This window comes from Paraburkholderia sp. ZP32-5, from assembly GCF_021390495.1.
Taxonomy (GTDB): Bacteria; Pseudomonadota; Gammaproteobacteria; order Burkholderiales; family Burkholderiaceae; genus Paraburkholderia.
The window spans coordinates 2,000,660-2,016,398 of sequence record NZ_JAJEJP010000002.1 but is presented as its reverse complement, the minus strand read 5'-3'; the positions used below and the strand labels follow the sequence as shown (position 1 = coordinate 2,016,398).

Genomic DNA, 15,739 nt, shown 5'->3' with positions numbered 1-15,739 from the left:
AATCCAAAATCCCGTTATCTGGCGGCACGCGCAAAAAACGACACATTTCTCCACTTAATCGCAACGATCAAAAGCCGCGCGGCATTTCAAAAACTCGTCAATAGAAATTCCGCTATAGTCGCCCTTTTCCAGTTGCCAGCCGGGCATAAAAAAGCATCAATAAGCCCGCCACCAGGAGTACAGAAAATGAACGCCCGCGAACCCGCTTTCGTTTCCACATCCCGTAGCGCACGTCTGCGCCAGATGCTCGTCAGTAACGAACTCGAATTCATGATGGAGGCCCATAACGGCCTGTCCGCGCGAATCGTTCGCGAAGCCGGCTTTAAAGCGATCTGGGGATCGGGTCTGGCGATTTCCGCGCAATTCGGCGTGCGCGACAACAACGAAGCCAGTTGGACCCAGGTCGTCGATACGCTCGAATTCATGGCCGACGCGAGCGATCTGCCGATCCTGCTCGACGGCGACACCGGCTATGGCAACTTCAACAACGTGCGCCGTCTGGTTCGCAAGCTCGAGCAACGCGGCATCGCCGGCGTGTGTATCGAGGACAAGCAGTTTCCGAAGACCAACAGCTTCATCAACGGCGAAGCGCAGCCGCTCGCCGATATCGACGAATTCTGCGGCAAGATCAAGGCCGGCAAGGACTCGCAAACCGACGAGCATTTCTCGATCGTCGCGCGCGTCGAGGCACTGATCGCCGGCTGGGGCATGGAAGAGGCGCTGCGCCGCGCCGAAGCGTATCGCCGGGCCGGCGCGGACGCGATCCTGATCCACAGCAAGCTGTCGCGTCCCGACGAAATCCTCGAATTCGCGCGCGAATGGGCCGGCCGCGGGCCGCTCGTGATCGTGCCGACCAAGTACTACAGCACGCCGACCGAAGTATTCCGCGAAGCGGGCATCAGCACGGTGATCTGGGCGAACCATCTGATTCGCGCGGCGACTTCGGCGATGCAGGCCGTGGCGAAGGAAATCCACACGAGCGAAACGCTCGTCAACGTCGAAGACAGCATTGCCGCGGTCAACGAGATTTTCCGTTTGCAGGACGCCGACGAATACTCGGAAGCGGAAGACCGCTATCTGTCGAGCGGCCGCGCGGCCGGCTCGGCGGTCGTGCTGGCCGCGAGCCGCGGCAAGGGCCTCGAAGCGGTCACTGAAGACCGTCCGAAGGTGATGCTGCCGATCGCCGGCAAGCCGCTGTTGCGCTGGCTCGTCGATGCGTTCAAGAAGCAGGGCGTCAACGACATCACCGTGGTCGGCGGCTATCGCGCCGATGCGATCGATACGGCGGGGATCCGCCTCGTCGTCAACGAACAGCATGCGCAAACCGGCGAGCTTGCATCGCTTGCGTGCGCCGTCGACAAGCTCGCCGGCGACACCGTGATCTCGTACGGCGATCTGCTGTTCCGCAGCTATATCCTGCGCGATCTGGTGGAAAGCGAGGCGGCGTTCAGCGTCGTCGTCGATTCGTCGCTGACCGATGCGGAAAACGCTAGCGTGCGCGATTTCGCGTGGTGCTCGGCCGCTGACGATCGCGGACTGTTCGGCAGCAAGGTGGTGCTGCGTCATGTCGCGAGCGGGCCCGATGCAGCGGCGGCACTTGGCGCGCAGACGCCGCACGGCCGCTGGATGGGTCTGTTGAACGTGCGCGGTGAAGGCCGCGAGCGCTTGCAGGCAGTGATGCGCGAACTGCAGGCACGTAGCGATTTCGCGTCGCTCGATATGCCGACGCTGCTCAATGCGCTGATCGAAGCGGGCGAGTCGATCGAAGTGCAGTACGTGCATGGCCACTGGCGCGGTGTCAACGATCTCGACGATTTCCGCCGCGCGGGTGACTTCGCGCATGCGCAGGCACCGTTCGCGAGCGCGGTCGGCGATGGGACCACCGCGGCGAAGCACAACGCGGCAAGCGGAGGCGCGCAATGATCGAAGCCGCGCAATTCGTCGAAGCGGCGCGCGAGCGCGGTTTCGACTGGTACGCGGGCGTGCCGTGTTCGTATCTGACGCCGTTCATCAACTATGTGCTGCAGGACGAATCGCTGCACTACGTATCGGCGGCCAACGAGGGCGACGCGGTCGCGCTGATCGCGGGCGTCACGCTCGGCGCGAAGAACGGCCGGCGCGGCATCACGATGATGCAGAACTCGGGGCTCGGCAACGCGGTGAGTCCGTTGACGTCGCTCACGTGGACGTTCCGTCTGCCGCAACTGCTGATCGTCACATGGCGCGGTCAGCCGGGCGTCGCGGATGAGCCGCAGCATGCGCTGATGGGGCCGATCACGCCGGCGATGCTCGATACGATGGAAATTCCGTGGGAGACCTTCCCGACCGAGGCCGACGCGATCGGCCCGGCGCTCGATCGCGCGATCAAGCATATGGATGCGACCGGCCGGCCGTACGCGCTGGTGATGCAGAAGGGCAGCGTCGCGCCGTATGAGTTGAAGGACGGCGGCGCGCCCGCTCAACGCGCGCACGTTGCGCCGCGCGCGCAATTCCACGGCGTGGCGGCGACCGAACTGGCGACGCGCCACGACGCGCTGCAAAAGGTGATCGCGCATACGCCGCTCGATTCGACAGTGGTGCTTGCATCGACCGGCTTCTGCGGCCGCGAACTCTACGCGATCGACGATCGCGCGAACCAGCTGTACATGGTCGGCTCGATGGGCTGCGTGACGCCGTTCGCACTGGGTCTCGCGCTCGCGCGTCCGGATCTGAAGGTCGTTGCGCTCGATGGCGACGGCGCCGCGCTGATGCGCATGGGCGTATTCGCGACGCTCGGCGCATACGGTCCGGCGAACCTCACGCACGTACTGCTCGATAACGGCGCGCACGATTCCACCGGCGGCCAGGCGACGGTGTCGTCGCAGGTGTCGTTCGCGGGCGTCGCGGCCGCGTGCGGTTATGCGTCGGCGGTGGAGAGCGACGACCCGGCCGTCATCGACGAGCTGTTCACCGCGCCGCCGCTCGACGGCCCGCGCTTCGCGCGCCTGACGATCCGCCGCGGCACGCCTGATGGCCTGCCGCGCCCGACCATCACGCCGCCCGATGTGAAGACGCGCCTGATGCGTCACATCGGCGCGGCCTGAACCCAAAGCAAGAAAAGGAACACCGATGCTGCTGCTCAACCCTGGTCCGGTGACGCTCACCGAACGTGTCCGCAACAGCCTGTTGCAGACGGACCTGTGCCACCGCGAAAGCGAGTTTTTCGACTTGCAGGAAGAGGCGCGCACGCGTCTCGTCGACGTGTACGGGCTCGATCCGAACGAATGGCAGGCGGTGTTGATGACCGGCTCCGGCACGGCGGCCGTCGAAAGCATGACGGCCGCGTTGGTGCCGCAAAACGGCAAGCTGCTGGTGATCGAAAACGGTGTGTACGGCGAGCGCATCGCGCAGATCGCGACGCAATACGGCATCGCGCATGAAGCGCTGAAGCACGACTGGATGGCCGCGCCCGATCTCGCGAAGATCGCTGGCCACCTCGACGCGGACAAGTCGTTCACGCACGTCGCGGTGATTCATCACGAAACCACCACCGGGCGTCTGAACGACATCGCGGCGCTCGGCGCGCTGTGCCACGAGCGCGGTCTGCGTCTGCTGGTGGATGGCGTCAGCAGCTTCGGCGCGGAACCGATCGATTTCGCCGATGCGAGCCTCGACGGGGTGGCCGCGACCGCCAACAAGTGCCTGCACGGCGTGCCCGGCGCATCGTTCGTGCTGGTGCGGCGCGCGGCGCTCGCGCAGGCGGCGAGCCGCACGTACTACCTCGATCTCGGGCGCCTCGCGCGCTTGCAGGATCAGCGCAACACGCCGTTTACGCCGTCCGTGCATGCGTATTACGCGCTCGTCGAAGCGCTGCGCGAATTGGCCGACGAAGGCGGCTGGCGCGCGCGTCATGCGCGCTATGCGGCGCTTGCCGAGCAGGCGCGCGCGGGGCTTGCAGCGCGCGGTATCGGCAGTGTGTTGCCGGCGGAGCAGTCGTCGGTGGTGCTGCGCGCGTACCGGCTGCCGCAAGGCATCGCCTATCCGCAACTGCACGACGAACTGAAGGCGCGCGGCTTCGTCATCTATGCGGGGCAGGGCGGGCTGTCGGCGGAACTGTTCCGCATTTCGACGATGGGCAACATTCAGGCGGCCGATATCGATCGTTTGCTGCAGGGGTTTAGCGAGTTGATGCGCTGATTGACTCGTTACGCGGGTGCCCCACGCGGGCGCCTCGGCCCGCGGTTAAATGCCAGTCGTCGCGCCGGGCCCTGATCGACCCGGCCTGGCGATGAGCAGCATTCACCATTCACGCGGCCTGCCTCGGTCGCTTCCCGTCACGAAGGAAGATGCCGGCGCACGAAAGCACTGCGCCGCCGGCACCACTCACACGGGATCCTTGTCCGGCGGCCCGTCGGGCCGCTGCGGCTCCTCGACATGATGGCCCGGCGACGGCGGCACGAGCGGGTCGGCTTCCGGATCGCGGTTCGGATCGGCATTCGGGTCGGGAATCGGGCTGGTGTGCATGTCGTAGCTCATTGCGTCACCTTTGCGGTTGAAAAGCGCGGGTCCGGCGCGTGCGGGCGATTCTGGGTGATTCAGGCTGCTTCCAGCGTTTCTGCTGTTTCTGCTGTTTCTGCTGTTTCTGCTGCTTCTGCTGCCTTGGCTCATGCCCATTCATGAGCCGCTCATATCTGTCGCGACGCCGGCTATTTCGCTTCTAGCGTAGGCGCTGGCCACGCTTCCTGCTGGCCACTTTTGCCTATCTTTTCGCCCGATGGCGGCCGACGCTCAATTGCCAGTAACGCTCGACCGCGAACACGTCGTCGTAGTTGCCGGCGCCGAACGCGCGCAATTGGCTTGCATATGCGCTGACCGCCTCGCGCTTGATCTGCGCGCGGCGCTGCGCGTCGATCGTATGGCCGGCGTCCGGTGTCGCCGGCGTCGCGACGATGCCGCGCTGCGCGAGATCGGCGAGGCGCGCCTGCACCGCGCCCGGCGTGCGCCGGTGAATCGCTTCCTCGTAGCCGAACCAGTCCAGATGCGTGAGCCGCGGCAGCAGCTCGCAGCACGCTTCGAAGACGCGCGCGTGATCGTCGTGGTAGAGGCCGAGCGGCATCAGCAGCGTGTTGGCGGTCGAGCGGTAGATCGTTTCCTCGAGCGCGGCGGCCATCTGGCTGATCGACGGCGAATCGGCGTACTGGCTGTCGCGAAACGGCATGCGCAGCGGAATCGCGTCGAGCACTTCGAGTGCGTGATTGTCTTCGCGTGTGCGCTCGCGGATCGCCTCGCGCGCGCTCGTGAAGCCCGCCTTTTGATCCCATTCGGTGTGCATGTCGTGTTCAGGCGGCGCGGCGAATACCGTGCAGACGGCGGCATCCGGATGAGCGGCGAGCAATGCGCCGCAACTGAAGACGGCATCGTCGAAATGGGGGGAGACAATGAACAGGCGTGGGGTGGTTTCGCTCATGTCGTGCGGGTAGGGTAGGAGGGCGCGGCCAGCGTGAGGCGAAGCGTGGATTGCAACGCAGGCGCGCGAAAAACGCGGCGTCACAACAGCTTAGGCGCAATCGCCACGGATTGCGCGCGATTGTGCATTGCGCAAGCGGTGTGCCCGCGATGTGTCTGCTGTGTGCCTTCGGTGAGCGGGGTGTGGGACTGCCAGCAATCAAGTCGGGCAATGGATTACATCAGCTATCCTCGCGCGCGAGTTCGACGCCCTGCGACACAGCGTTTTCTATCGATGCGGAGCCGACGGTATCCGCGCCGTCGGCTTGAGTTTGCGCGCCAACCGGCTCGTCCTGCACGCGAACCCGGCTCAGAAAAGCGAATGCAACGACCGCGCATAGCAGCGTGATGATCGTGAGTCCATCGAGCACACGGCCGAACGCGGCGTAATAGGCCGCTTGCAATGAGGTCCGCGCGACCTCTGGCAGGCGCGCCGCGGCATGCGCAAGATCGCCGGTCGCAAGTCGCGCGGCCGCTTCGGCAATCGCCGACGGTTCAGCATGCGGGGCCACGGCGTACAGATGTCCCTGCATCAGCGACGCGAGCATTGCGCTGACCACCGCAAGCGCGACGCCTTCACCGGCGACCCGCGTCGTGCTGAAGATGCCCGTGGCCATTCCGGCGCGCGATTTCGGCACCACGCTGACCGACAGACCATCCATCAATCCCCACGGCAACCCCGCGCCGATGCCGATCGCCAGCATCGCCCCGACTGCGTGCGCGTCCGCGCCGCCCGCGCCATCCGCTAACGCGCCGCGCAACGCATGCAGTCCCCCTGCGGCGATCACGAGCCCGAGGCCCGAGATCGTGCCGGCTGACAGCCAGCGCGTCAGCATCGCCGCGACGAACGGCACGATCAGCATCGGCGCCGACAGCGTGAGCATCAGCCCGCCCGCGTGAAGTTCGTCATGGCCGTCGATGCCGATGAAGCGCAGCGGCAACACGACCAGCAGCACGATATAGCAGTAACACGTCGCGATCGGCAGCACCTGGACGCCGACGAAGCGCGGATAGCGGAACAGCGACATATCGAGCATCGGCCGCTCGACGCGGCTTTCGACGACGACAAAGGCCAGCGCGAACACGACGAATGCCGCGAGTAGCCCGATCACGAACGCGGACGTCCAGCCGCGCGACGGCGCTTCGATCACGCCGCAGGTGAAGCAGGTGAGCGCGGCCGTGAACGTCACCGTGCCCGCCCAGTCGAGCCGGCTCGCGTGCGGGTCGCGGGACTCGCGCATGCGCGGCACGCCGAACGCGAGCGACAACGCGCCGGCGAGCGCACCGGTCGCAAAGATCGCCCGCCAGCCGAACTGCGCGATGAGCCAGCCGGCGAGCACGGGGCCGAACGCGAGGCCGATGCCGAACGTCGTGCCGAGCGCGCTGAACGCACGGGTGCGCGCGTGACCGTCGAACTCCTGCGCGAGCGCGGCGGTGCCGCCCGCGAGCGCCGCCGCGGCCGCCACGCCCTGGGCGGCGCGCAACAGATCGACGAGCACGATCGACGGCGCAAAGCCGAGCGCCAGCGAACTCAGCGTGAAGCCCGCGACGCCGTACGCGAACAGCCGCTTGCGGCCGAAGCGGTCCGCGAGCGTACCCGCCGCCATCAACAGACTGCCGAACGCGAGCATGAACGCGTTGGTGATCCAGTTCATCGCGACGGGGCCGCTGACCAGATCGCGGCCGATTGCGGGCGTCGCGACCGCGCCGCCGGAGAACGCGAGCGGCAACGCGAGCGCCGCCATGCAGACCGCGGCGAGCACGACGAGCCGCCGCGTCGAGTCGCCAGAATTCGGGGTGTTCATCATCGCTCCTTTGGGAAATGCCGATGCGTGAACGACGCATCCAGCCGAGCGATGAAGGATAATTTCGATTCAATCGGCGAAAAACAACGCGGCAATCCGTATATAGCGGACTAGAAATCCGTAATCGATTCGATCACTCTTCGGGAATCACCGTTATGGACAACCTGAACGGCATCGTTGCGTTCGTGCGCACCGCGGAGACGCTCAGCTTCGTCGCGGCCGGCCGCAAGCTCGGCATTTCGGCTTCGGCGGTCGGCAAGACGATTGCGAAGCTCGAACACGGGCTCGGCGTGCGGCTCTTTCATCGCACGACGCGCCGTGTCACGCTGACTGAAGAAGGGCGGCTTTTTCACGAGCGTTGCCACCGGCTTCTCGAAGAATTGCGCGACGCGGAGGCCATGTTGTCGGAAGCCGCGCAAACGCCGCGCGGCAGGATTCGCGTGAGCCTGCCCGTGATCGGCTATCGCTTTCTGCTGCCGGTGCTGCCCGCGTTCAGCACACGTTATCCGGAGGTCGAGCTGGATCTCGATTTCAACGACCAGCTCGTCGACGTGGTCGAAGGTGGCTTCGACGCGGTGATCCGTAGCGGCGCGCTGACCGATTCGAGCCTGATGTCGCGCCGGCTCGGTCCTTTTCGCTTCGTGTTGTGCGCATCGCCCGAATACGCCACACGTGCCGGCCTGCCGCGCACACTCGCCGAACTGGCCGGGCATGGCTGCGTGCGCTACCGTTTCCCGACCACCGGCAAGCTGCAGCCGTGGCCGCTCGCGCAAGGAGGCAGCGAGCCGCCGAACCTGCGTACCGCGATGACCTGCAACAACATGGAGGCGCTGCGCGGCGCGGTGATCGCCGGCTTCGGCATTGGCTTCATGCCTGACTTCCTCGTGTGCGATGCACTGGCTTGCGGCTCGCTCGTCACGGTGCTCGGCGATCTCGCGATCGCGCCTGGGCAGTTCTCGATCTTGTGGCCGTCGAATCGGCAGTTGTCGTCGAAACTGCGCGTGTTCGTCGATTTCATGTGCGCGCATCTGTTTCAGACGGTGTGAGCGAGCGGTGTTTTAGGGCTTGCCTCGTGCTGCGGAACAATCGCCGTTTTGCGCATACGTGCGCCGTTTTACTGAAGATGAAGGTGCGCGAGGTCTGCTCAGTTCGCGTGGCTGATTTCGTTAGCCGCTTGCGTATCGTCCGCCGCTAACGCCGCTGCTCGTTTGAACGCCGTCACGATGTTCGCGACGATGTCGTCGCGCAGCCTGGCATCGGCGGTGCGCAGTGCATACGACGGATGCCACGTCGGCACGATCAGGCGCCCACGATGCGCGATCGTGAGTCCGAGGTATTCCGACAGATTGACGTGCGCTCCGGTCAACGCTTTCAGCGCGGCCGGCCCGAGCGTGACGACGACGCGCGGCGCGACCCGGCTCAGCTCTTCGTCCAGCCAGTACGCACAAGCCTCGACTTCGCTGCGCTCCGGCGTGCGATGGACGCGCTGCCCGCTCACGTGCTGCGGGGAGCGACGCGGCTGATCGGGCTGCGGCTGAAGCGGTAGGTCCCATTTGTAATGCTTGACCGCATAGGTCAGATACAACGCCGCGCGCTCGAGACCGGCGCGTGCGAGCAGGCTATCGAGCAATTCACCGACCGCGCCGCCAAACGGTTCGCCGTGCTGGTTCTCGTATTCGCCGGGCTGCTCGCCGAGCAACATGATCGCCGCATCAGCCGGCCCGACACCCGCGACGGCCTGTTTCGCGTTGCGCCACAGTCCGCAGCGCCGGCAGGTGGCGAGTGGGCCGTCCGGCTCGCTCAACGGCGGCGTGAGCGGGGAAGTGTCGGCGGGTGGCGCGTCCGGCACGCTGACGGCGGCGTGTCGCGCACCGACGCGCGTGCGCTCGCGGGCAAGCTGCGCGGGCAGCGGCGGCCCGGCGGGGGGCATACGCCAGTAACGCAGCGGCACCGGTATGGATTGCGCGTTGACGGCGCTCGCATACCAGGCGAGCCACAGCGCCTCGATTGGCTCGCTCGTGATGGCTTCGCCGATCATCGTGCTCGCCGGCAAAGCGTGCTCGGCCTCGATACGTTCTTCCGCGGCCGTCTGGCCGATGCGCAACAGCATGCCGTTCCAGAACGCGGCGCCCCGCGGCGTGGCGAGCATCCACGTGGAATCGCCCATGCCCTTGACGAACCGTGGGGCGGCGCGTTCGAGCAGATCGTGATACGGCGCGTACCAGCCGACGAACTCCGGCGGACCCATCGACGGATCGCGCCGTCTGAACAGTGTGCCAAGCACGAGTTTGGCGGTTTCCCGCTCGACCGCCTCGACGCGTTGCGCAAGCAGCGCGCCGTCGGGATCGTGCGGCTCGACGGCGCTGCGCTCGCCGTGCGTCCAGCGCCACAGGATGCGGTAGAGCAGCGCCCAGCGATCGTCGGCGCGGAAGCAGGCGGCGGTTTCCAGCTGCGTCAGCAGATCGCGGGAGATTGCGGTGGGGGCGGGGGGCGTGGTGGGTTGCGCGGCTTCGCGACATGCGGATGCCGGCGGGGTGTGCGGCGCGGTAGCCGCGTCGGATTCGACCCACTCGATCGACTCAGGCGCGATGCCGTCGCGCAGCGCCTCGCGCGCCGCGTGGCGCCAGGCGGTAAAAATCGGTTCGATCCGGATGAGCTTCATGACTTGCAAAATACTGTATGAATATACAGTATGCGAGCAAAGATCTGCGGGAGCAAGTCGGGGGCAGTGCGAGGAAACGGAATTCGTGAGACTGGAAGACCGGATTGATGAGGCTGCCGGGATTGCCGTTTCGGGAACTCCGCGGTAGGCCGCTGCAGCTGTCAGCGCGGTGAGGTGTTCGCCGCACGCACGTCGCGGATGCCGGGCCGACTCAAAACCACCCGTGGCGCATGTTCAGGTGTAACCCACGAACGCGCGGTAAGGGGCGCGAAGCAGACGTTCAACAGCACCGCACAGCATCCACTGGGTCCGACATCACTAAACGGGGCCTTGGCGGTCGGCAATCCTGGCTACTGGGCGCGGCGCCCGAAGTGGAGAGTCGACCCCACCGTCACCAGCAGAAGCACTAGCGCGAGCGCCACGTTACCAGCCACGATTCCCACCAGCCGATGGTATGCAACGGTGACACTGTCGCTCAACCAGACACTGTCGTGAACGAACGTCAAGATGACGACTGCTCCGAATTGGGTGCCGAGATAGCTAGCGTCGGAATGCCCAAAGCGGACATAGCAAGCAAGCCACACGAGGACACATACGGCAATCAGACTGTACGTGAGACTTCCTGTCGTGAGCGGCAATACGGCGAGTACCACCACGCAGCCCAATGCGCAGCCGAGAAGCCGGTGACACATCCTCTGCACGACGCGGTACGGCGACCATGTTCCCTGTGCGTCGACAGGAACCATCAGGACGACGAGTGCTGTCGTCATCGCCTGTGGAAAACCGTCCAGCGGATAACGCCATGCGAGATAGGCGAGCGCTGACAGTGCAATCGCGCCGATCATCGCATGTGGCACGCGGCCGAGCTCGCCGCCCGTCAGCGCGTGCGCCATGACCGGACCGCTTTCGGGGGCGCCTGGCTCGTACTTGCGGCACAGGAGCGCCACAGCCGAACCCGCCACTGCAACGCTCAGGTAGACGAGCGTGCCAATCGACGCATTGAGCCACAAGGACGACGCGACGCCGTGCAGTTCAACGTTTGGGTTAGCGTGGGCCGTTGTGACGACGAATATGGCCAGTGCCGTCGATAGTATCCACATGTAGCCCATCGATCGTTTCGTCGCCAGGTAGAGACCCGCCGCGGACAAGCCGGCCATCGACAGAACGAACACGGTCGCACTCGAACTTGCGACGGGCGACAGCATCAGGCCGATGATCGTGCCGCCGAATGTGCCGGCTATCTGCTGCACGCCCAGATCGAGAGCCACCTTCAATGTAAGGCCCGTCAATGAAAACGCGCAGATAGCTGCCCACCAGATTTCGGTCAGGCTGAGATATCGGCTTACACATATTGCAAGAACCGTGGCCAGAATCGCCTCGGCGCAGCTGCGAAATCGTGCCCTCAACGTTCGCCAGGAAAGCTCAGCCTTCAAGGCGCCAAAAGTGTCGCGAACGGCAAGCGATAAGGTGTCGCGCATGATGTTGGCTAGTCACAGAACCGTGATCGAACGCTGACTGCGGATGCCGGTCGCCGCATGTTGCGACGTGGCTGGAGGACGACAGAATGTCCGCGCCGGTTGCCGGACCACGTGCCCGGCAAGGCACCGGGGCAACAGCAGTCATTCCTGTTGCAGGATAACCCTATCGCCAGCACCAATCATAGCTGGGCGGTGTCGCTTGACCGGACACAAGCGGTCATTCGCGCACGCAAGGTTGATGGCCGCTTTGGGACGAACGGAGACGATTTTCTCGCAGCAGTGCAGAAACCCCGGTGCTATATCCGCTGCAAATCCTCCGGCGTATCCACATCCCGCAAAACCCCCGGATCATCGATATCCAGGCGCGTCAGCGCCTGCGTCATCAGCAGCGTTTTCGCGCCCGTATCACCGTCAAGCGCGAGCAGCGCATCGCGATGCTGCGCGCCGAAACCGACCGGATGACCGCGCTGTCCCTGGTAGAACGGCGCAACGAGCGGGGCGCCGCCGTCCAGCGCGCGGGCTACCGCTTCGATCGTCGGCAGCGCGATGCGCGGCATGTCGGCGAGCGCGACGATCCAGCCTTCGGCGTCGTCGCTTGCCTCGATACCCGCGGCGAGGCTTGCGCCCATGCCGCGCTCGGCGCTCGCCGCGAACACGACGTCACAGCCGGCGTCGTTGAGCACGCGGGCCAACGCGTCGGAGCCCGGCCGCACCACGGCCAGCACGCGCGTGACGACCCGCAGCAGCCGGTGCGCGGCTTCATGCGCGACCGGCGTGCCATCGGGCAGACGCGCGAGAAGCTTGTTGTGCAGACCGCTCGGATCGAAGCGCGAACCGAAACCGGCGGCGAGCAATACGCCGGTGGCGAGCGAGGCATAGGCCATCGGCGGATACCAGAAAGAGGGGATGAAGCCGATTGTGCGATGCAACGGGATGAGAGGCAAGCGCGAATGTCAACGCTGATGCGAAGGCCGCGCGCAAGCGCGGCCTCTCACCATTGAGCGCTCATGAATCACTTACGAAGCGCCCACGACCGACTCCAAGCGTGAAACCTCGGTGGCCACCGCCTCCCGCCACACCTCACACCCGCACCGCCCCCATCACCTTATCGAGCGTAATCGGCAAATCGCGTACCCGCACGCCGGTCGCGTGATACACCGCATTTGCAATCGCCGCCGGCACGCCCGTAATACCGATCTCGCCGATACCGCGCACGCCGAGCGAGTTGATATACGGATCGGGCCGGTCGATAAACGTGATATCGAGCGTATCGATATCAGCGTTCACCGGCACGTGATACTCGGCGAGGTTCGCATTCGTGAAGCGTCCGTAGCGCGTATCGAGCGTGCTTTCCTCCTGCAGCGCCGCGCCGATGCCCCACACGAGCCCGCCTAGCATCTGGCTGTGCGCGGTCTTCTCGTTGAGCACGCGCCCGACGTCGTAGACGGCCACCACGCGCGGCACGCGGATCGTGCCGAGTTCCGCATCGACGTGCACCTCGACGAACACCGCGCCGAACGAATGGAACGAGTACTTCTGCTTCTCGTCGCCCGGTTTGACCGTCGCGGTCGCCTCGATCGGCTTGCCGCCCGCGCGCGCGATGATCGCCGCGGCCGGATCGCGCTTGGCCGGTTGCGCGCGGCTCGTCACCCAGCCGTTTTCGACGCTCACGTCGTCGAGCGGCAGGCCATGCACCGGTGATGCCGCGTCGGCCAGCGCGAGCGCGATCAACTGGTTGCGTGCCTGGCTCGCCGCGTCGCGCACCGCCGGCGATACGCTCGCCGCCGATTGCGAGCCGCCCGATCCCGGCGCGCGCGGCAACGTCGAATCGCCGAGCGCGAAGTGAATCTGCTCCGGCGCGAAGCCGAGCGCATCGGCGGCGACCTGGGTCATCACCGTATAGGTGCCGGTGCCGATGTCCTGGGTGCCCGATGCGACCATCGCGGTTCCGTCTGGCAGAATCCGCGCGATGGCCGATGCCTCGCTGCGATTGGCCGGGTAGGTCGCGGTTGCCATGCCCATGCCGATCAGCGTGTTGCCGTTGCGCATCGAACGCGGCGCCGGAGAACGGCGCGACCAGCCGAATTTTTCGGCGCCGATCTGGTAGCACTCGCGCAGCGACTTGCCCGACCACGGCTTGTTTTCCTGCGGATCGCTTTCCGCGTAGTTCTTGATGCGTAACGCGAGCGGATCCATCTTCAACGCGACGGCGAGTTCGTCCATCGCCGATTCGAGCGCGAACGAGCCGGTGGTTTCACCCGGCGCGCGCATGAAGGTCGGCGTGCCGAGATTCAACTGCACGAGCCGGTGCGTGGTGATCTGATTCGGCACCGCGTACAGCATGCGCGTGACCATGCAGCAGGTCTCGGTCCAGTCTTCGATCGTCGACGTGTTCGAGATGCTGTCGTGGCGCATCGCGGTCAGCGTGCCGTCGTGCTTCGCGGCGATCACGAAATGCTGCTCGGTGCGCGGGCGCGCGCCGACCATGCCGAACATCTGCGGGCGTTCGAGCGCGAGCCGCACCGGCCGGCCGGTTTGCCGCGCGGCCATCGCGCACAGCGACACATGCGACCACGACGAGCCCTTGCAGCCAAAGCCGCCGCCGATGAACGGCGAGATCACGCGCACATCGTTCGGCGCAATGCCGAACACCTTGGCGACCGCCTGCGCCGCGTTGCTCACGCCCTGCGTCGAATCGAACAGCGTGAGCTGCGGGCCGTCCCAATGCGCCATCGTCGCGTGCGGCTCCATCGGGTTGTGATGCTCGATCGGCGTCGTGTAGGTCGCGTCGAGATGCACGGCGCCGCTTTGCATGCCGTCCTCGAAGCTGCCGCGCTGCGTATCGGTCTGGCGGCCCTGCGGCTTCACCGGCGCATGCGCGGTTTGCTTCGCCGCGGCGAAATCGAGTGCCGCGTTGCCCGGCTGATAGACGATGCGCAACTGGCGCGCGGCATCGGTTGCATGTTCAAGCGTATCGGCCACGACTACCGCGACCGGCTCGTTGTTGTAGTGCACCTCGTTGTCCTGCAGCAGCGACAGGCGCCGGCCCGCGGGCGGCGCGAGCGCGGGCTGCCCGCCGTTCGGCAAACGCATCGCGTTCTGGTAGGTCATCACCAGCAGCACGCCGGGCAAGGCCTGCGCACGGCTCGCATCGATCGACGCGATCGTGCCGCGCGCAATCGTGCTCGTCACCAGCACCGCGTGCGCGAGGCGCGCCTCGGGGAATTCGGCCGCGTAACGCGCATCGCCGGTCACTTTGAGCAGACCGTCGATACGATCGAGCGGCTGTCCGATCAGATTCATGCGACACCTCCCACGTTGCCGGCGGCCTGATTGACCGCGCGGACGATCGCGCGTTGCGCGAGCTGGACCTTGAAGCCGTTGTCGCGCCGCGGCTGCGCGCTGTCGAGCGCGGCGGCGGCAGCGTGCCGCAGTGCGGTCTGCGTCAGCGGCTGGCCGGCGAGCATCTGCTCGGCCGCGCTCGCGCGCCACGGCTTGTGCGCGACGCCGCCGAGCGCGATGCGCGCACTTTGCACGCGCTCGCCGTCCATCTGCAACGCGGCGGCGACCGACACCAGCGCGAACGCATAACTGGCACGATCGCGGACCTTCAGGTAGTGCGAGTGCGCGCTGAACAGCGGCGGCGGCAGATCGACCGCGGTGATCAGTTCGCCGGGCTGCAACGTGGTATCGAGATCGGGCCGGTCACCGGGCAGCCGATGAAAATCCGCGAACGCGATCGTGCGCTCGCCGCCGGGGCCGCTGACGCGCACGATCGCCTCCAGCGCGGCGAGCGCGACGCTCATATCCGACGGATTGACCGCGATGCATTGCGAGCTCGCGCCGAGAATCGCGTGCATGCGGTTGTGGCCGTCGAGTGCCGCGCAGCCGCTGCCGGGCATGCGCTTGTTGCATTGGGTGAAGGCGGTGTCGTAGAAGTAGCCGCAGCGGGTGCGTTGCAGCAGATTGCCGCCGACCGTTGCCATGTTGCGCAACTGCGCGGACGCACCGGCCAGAAACGCCTGCGACAGCAGCGGGTATTGCTCGCGCACGAGCGCGTGATTGGCCGCATCGCTGTTGCGCACCAGCGCGCCGATGCGGATGCCGCCGCCGGGCAACGTGGTGATCGAATCGAGCCCGCCGATATGCGTGATGTCGATGAGCCGCATCGGCCGCGCGACACCGCCCTTCATCAGATCGAGCAGATTCGTGCCGCCGCCTATAAATACCGCGCCCGGCTGCTGCGCGGCGCGTACTGCGCCGGCCACATCGCCGGCGCGTTCGTAGGAGATCGCATCCATGCCGGTCTC

12 protein-coding genes are annotated in these 15,739 nt (G+C 66.0%); 4 read left to right on the top strand and 8 right to left on the bottom strand.

Annotated elements, in window-relative coordinates; translation table 11 throughout:
* Window positions 1–186 precede the first annotated feature (186 nt).
* Genes aepX through L0U82_RS27685 form a run of 3 tightly spaced genes read left to right on the top strand, consistent with a single transcriptional unit; the run spans window position 187 to window position 4,176 of the window.
* Entirely contained in the window at window positions 187–1,923 is a 1,737-nt protein-coding gene (aepX, locus tag L0U82_RS27695; protein WP_233836138.1) for a phosphoenolpyruvate mutase, read from the top strand.
* On the top strand, window positions 1,920–3,083 hold the full coding sequence (aepY, locus tag L0U82_RS27690) for a phosphonopyruvate decarboxylase (protein ID WP_233836136.1): 1,164 nt from the start codon (window positions 1,920–1,922) through the stop codon (window positions 3,081–3,083). Before aepX ends, aepY begins: the two co-directional genes overlap by 4 nt.
* A 25-nt stretch (window positions 3,084–3,108) precedes the next feature.
* Window positions 3,109–4,176, top strand: a complete 1,068-nt coding sequence (locus L0U82_RS27685; protein ID WP_233836134.1) for a 2-aminoethylphosphonate aminotransferase — start codon at window positions 3,109–3,111, stop codon at window positions 4,174–4,176.
* Window positions 4,177–4,362: 186 nt separating this feature from the next.
* Here the strand turns inward: L0U82_RS27685 and L0U82_RS27680 are convergent, their stop codons facing one another.
* The 3 genes from L0U82_RS27680 to L0U82_RS27670 form a co-directional block, all read right to left on the bottom strand.
* Window positions 4,363–4,515: a hypothetical protein gene (locus tag L0U82_RS27680; RefSeq protein ID WP_008921009.1), complete on the bottom strand. Its 153-nt coding sequence runs from the start codon at window positions 4,513–4,515 to the stop codon at window positions 4,363–4,365.
* 223 nt (window positions 4,516–4,738) lie between these two features.
* Window positions 4,739–5,446 (bottom strand): PIG-L deacetylase family protein, encoded by a 708-nt coding sequence (locus tag L0U82_RS27675; protein WP_233836131.1) that lies wholly within the window; start codon window positions 5,444–5,446, stop codon window positions 4,739–4,741.
* Between the two features lie 220 nt (window positions 5,447–5,666).
* Window positions 5,667–7,289 carry an MFS transporter gene (locus L0U82_RS27670; RefSeq protein WP_233836130.1) on the bottom strand — a complete coding sequence of 541 codons (1,623 nt, stop codon included), beginning with the start codon at window positions 7,287–7,289 and terminating at the stop codon, window positions 5,667–5,669.
* A gap of 155 nt (window positions 7,290–7,444) precedes the next feature.
* On the opposite strand from L0U82_RS27670, the gene L0U82_RS27665 reads away from it, so the two are divergent.
* The gene (locus L0U82_RS27665) at window positions 7,445–8,335 is read left to right on the top strand and encodes a LysR family transcriptional regulator (RefSeq protein WP_233836129.1); all 891 of its coding nucleotides are present in this window, start codon (window positions 7,445–7,447) and stop codon (window positions 8,333–8,335) included.
* A gap of 98 nt (window positions 8,336–8,433) precedes the next feature.
* Here L0U82_RS27665 and L0U82_RS27660 read toward each other — a convergent pair whose 3' ends face one another.
* From L0U82_RS27660 to L0U82_RS27640, 5 genes are all read right to left on the bottom strand, one after another.
* Window positions 8,434–9,951, bottom strand: a complete 1,518-nt coding sequence (locus L0U82_RS27660) for a DUF4130 domain-containing protein (RefSeq protein ID WP_233836128.1) — start codon at window positions 9,949–9,951, stop codon at window positions 8,434–8,436.
* A 350-nt stretch (window positions 9,952–10,301) separates the two neighbouring features.
* Window positions 10,302–11,429: an FUSC family protein gene (locus L0U82_RS27655; RefSeq protein WP_233836127.1), complete on the bottom strand. Its 1,128-nt coding sequence runs from the start codon at window positions 11,427–11,429 to the stop codon at window positions 10,302–10,304.
* A gap of 296 nt (window positions 11,430–11,725) precedes the next feature.
* Window positions 11,726–12,313, bottom strand: a complete 588-nt coding sequence (locus tag L0U82_RS27650) for a nucleotidyltransferase family protein (protein ID WP_233836126.1) — start codon at window positions 12,311–12,313, stop codon at window positions 11,726–11,728.
* A 196-nt stretch (window positions 12,314–12,509) separates the two neighbouring features.
* Window positions 12,510–14,732, bottom strand: coding sequence for a xanthine dehydrogenase family protein molybdopterin-binding subunit (locus L0U82_RS27645; RefSeq protein WP_233836125.1), 2,223 nt, complete (start codon window positions 14,730–14,732; stop codon window positions 12,510–12,512).
* Window positions 14,729–15,730, bottom strand: coding sequence for an FAD binding domain-containing protein (locus tag L0U82_RS27640; RefSeq protein ID WP_233836123.1), 1,002 nt, complete (start codon window positions 15,728–15,730; stop codon window positions 14,729–14,731). Before L0U82_RS27640 ends, L0U82_RS27645 begins: the two co-directional genes overlap by 4 nt.
* Between the last annotated feature and the right edge of the window lie 9 nt (window positions 15,731–15,739).

Excerpts from the sequence above, each read along its gene's own strand:
- aepX (WP_233836138.1), top strand. The coding sequence starts at position 187 with ATGAACGCCCGCGAACCCGCTTTCGTTTCCACATCCCGTAGCGCACGT.
- aepY (WP_233836136.1), top strand. The coding sequence starts at position 1,920 with ATGATCGAAGCCGCGCAATTCGTCGAAGCGGCGCGCGAGCGCGGTTTC.
- L0U82_RS27685 (WP_233836134.1), top strand. The coding sequence starts at position 3,109 with ATGCTGCTGCTCAACCCTGGTCCGGTGACGCTCACCGAACGTGTCCGC.
- L0U82_RS27680 (WP_008921009.1), bottom strand. The coding sequence starts at position 4,515 with ATGAGCTACGACATGCACACCAGCCCGATTCCCGACCCGAATGCCGAT.
- L0U82_RS27675 (WP_233836131.1), bottom strand. The coding sequence starts at position 5,446 with ATGAGCGAAACCACCCCACGCCTGTTCATTGTCTCCCCCCATTTCGAC.
- L0U82_RS27670 (WP_233836130.1), bottom strand. The coding sequence starts at position 7,289 with ATGAACACCCCGAATTCTGGCGACTCGACGCGGCGGCTCGTCGTGCTC.
- L0U82_RS27665 (WP_233836129.1), top strand. The coding sequence starts at position 7,445 with ATGGACAACCTGAACGGCATCGTTGCGTTCGTGCGCACCGCGGAGACG.
- L0U82_RS27660 (WP_233836128.1), bottom strand. The coding sequence starts at position 9,951 with ATGAAGCTCATCCGGATCGAACCGATTTTTACCGCCTGGCGCCACGCG.
- L0U82_RS27655 (WP_233836127.1), bottom strand. The coding sequence starts at position 11,429 with ATGCGCGACACCTTATCGCTTGCCGTTCGCGACACTTTTGGCGCCTTG.
- L0U82_RS27650 (WP_233836126.1), bottom strand. The coding sequence starts at position 12,313 with ATGGCCTATGCCTCGCTCGCCACCGGCGTATTGCTCGCCGCCGGTTTC.
- L0U82_RS27645 (WP_233836125.1), bottom strand. The coding sequence starts at position 14,732 with ATGAATCTGATCGGACAGCCGCTCGATCGTATCGACGGTCTGCTCAAA.
- L0U82_RS27640 (WP_233836123.1), bottom strand. The coding sequence starts at position 15,730 with ATGGATGCGATCTCCTACGAACGCGCCGGCGATGTGGCCGGCGCAGTA.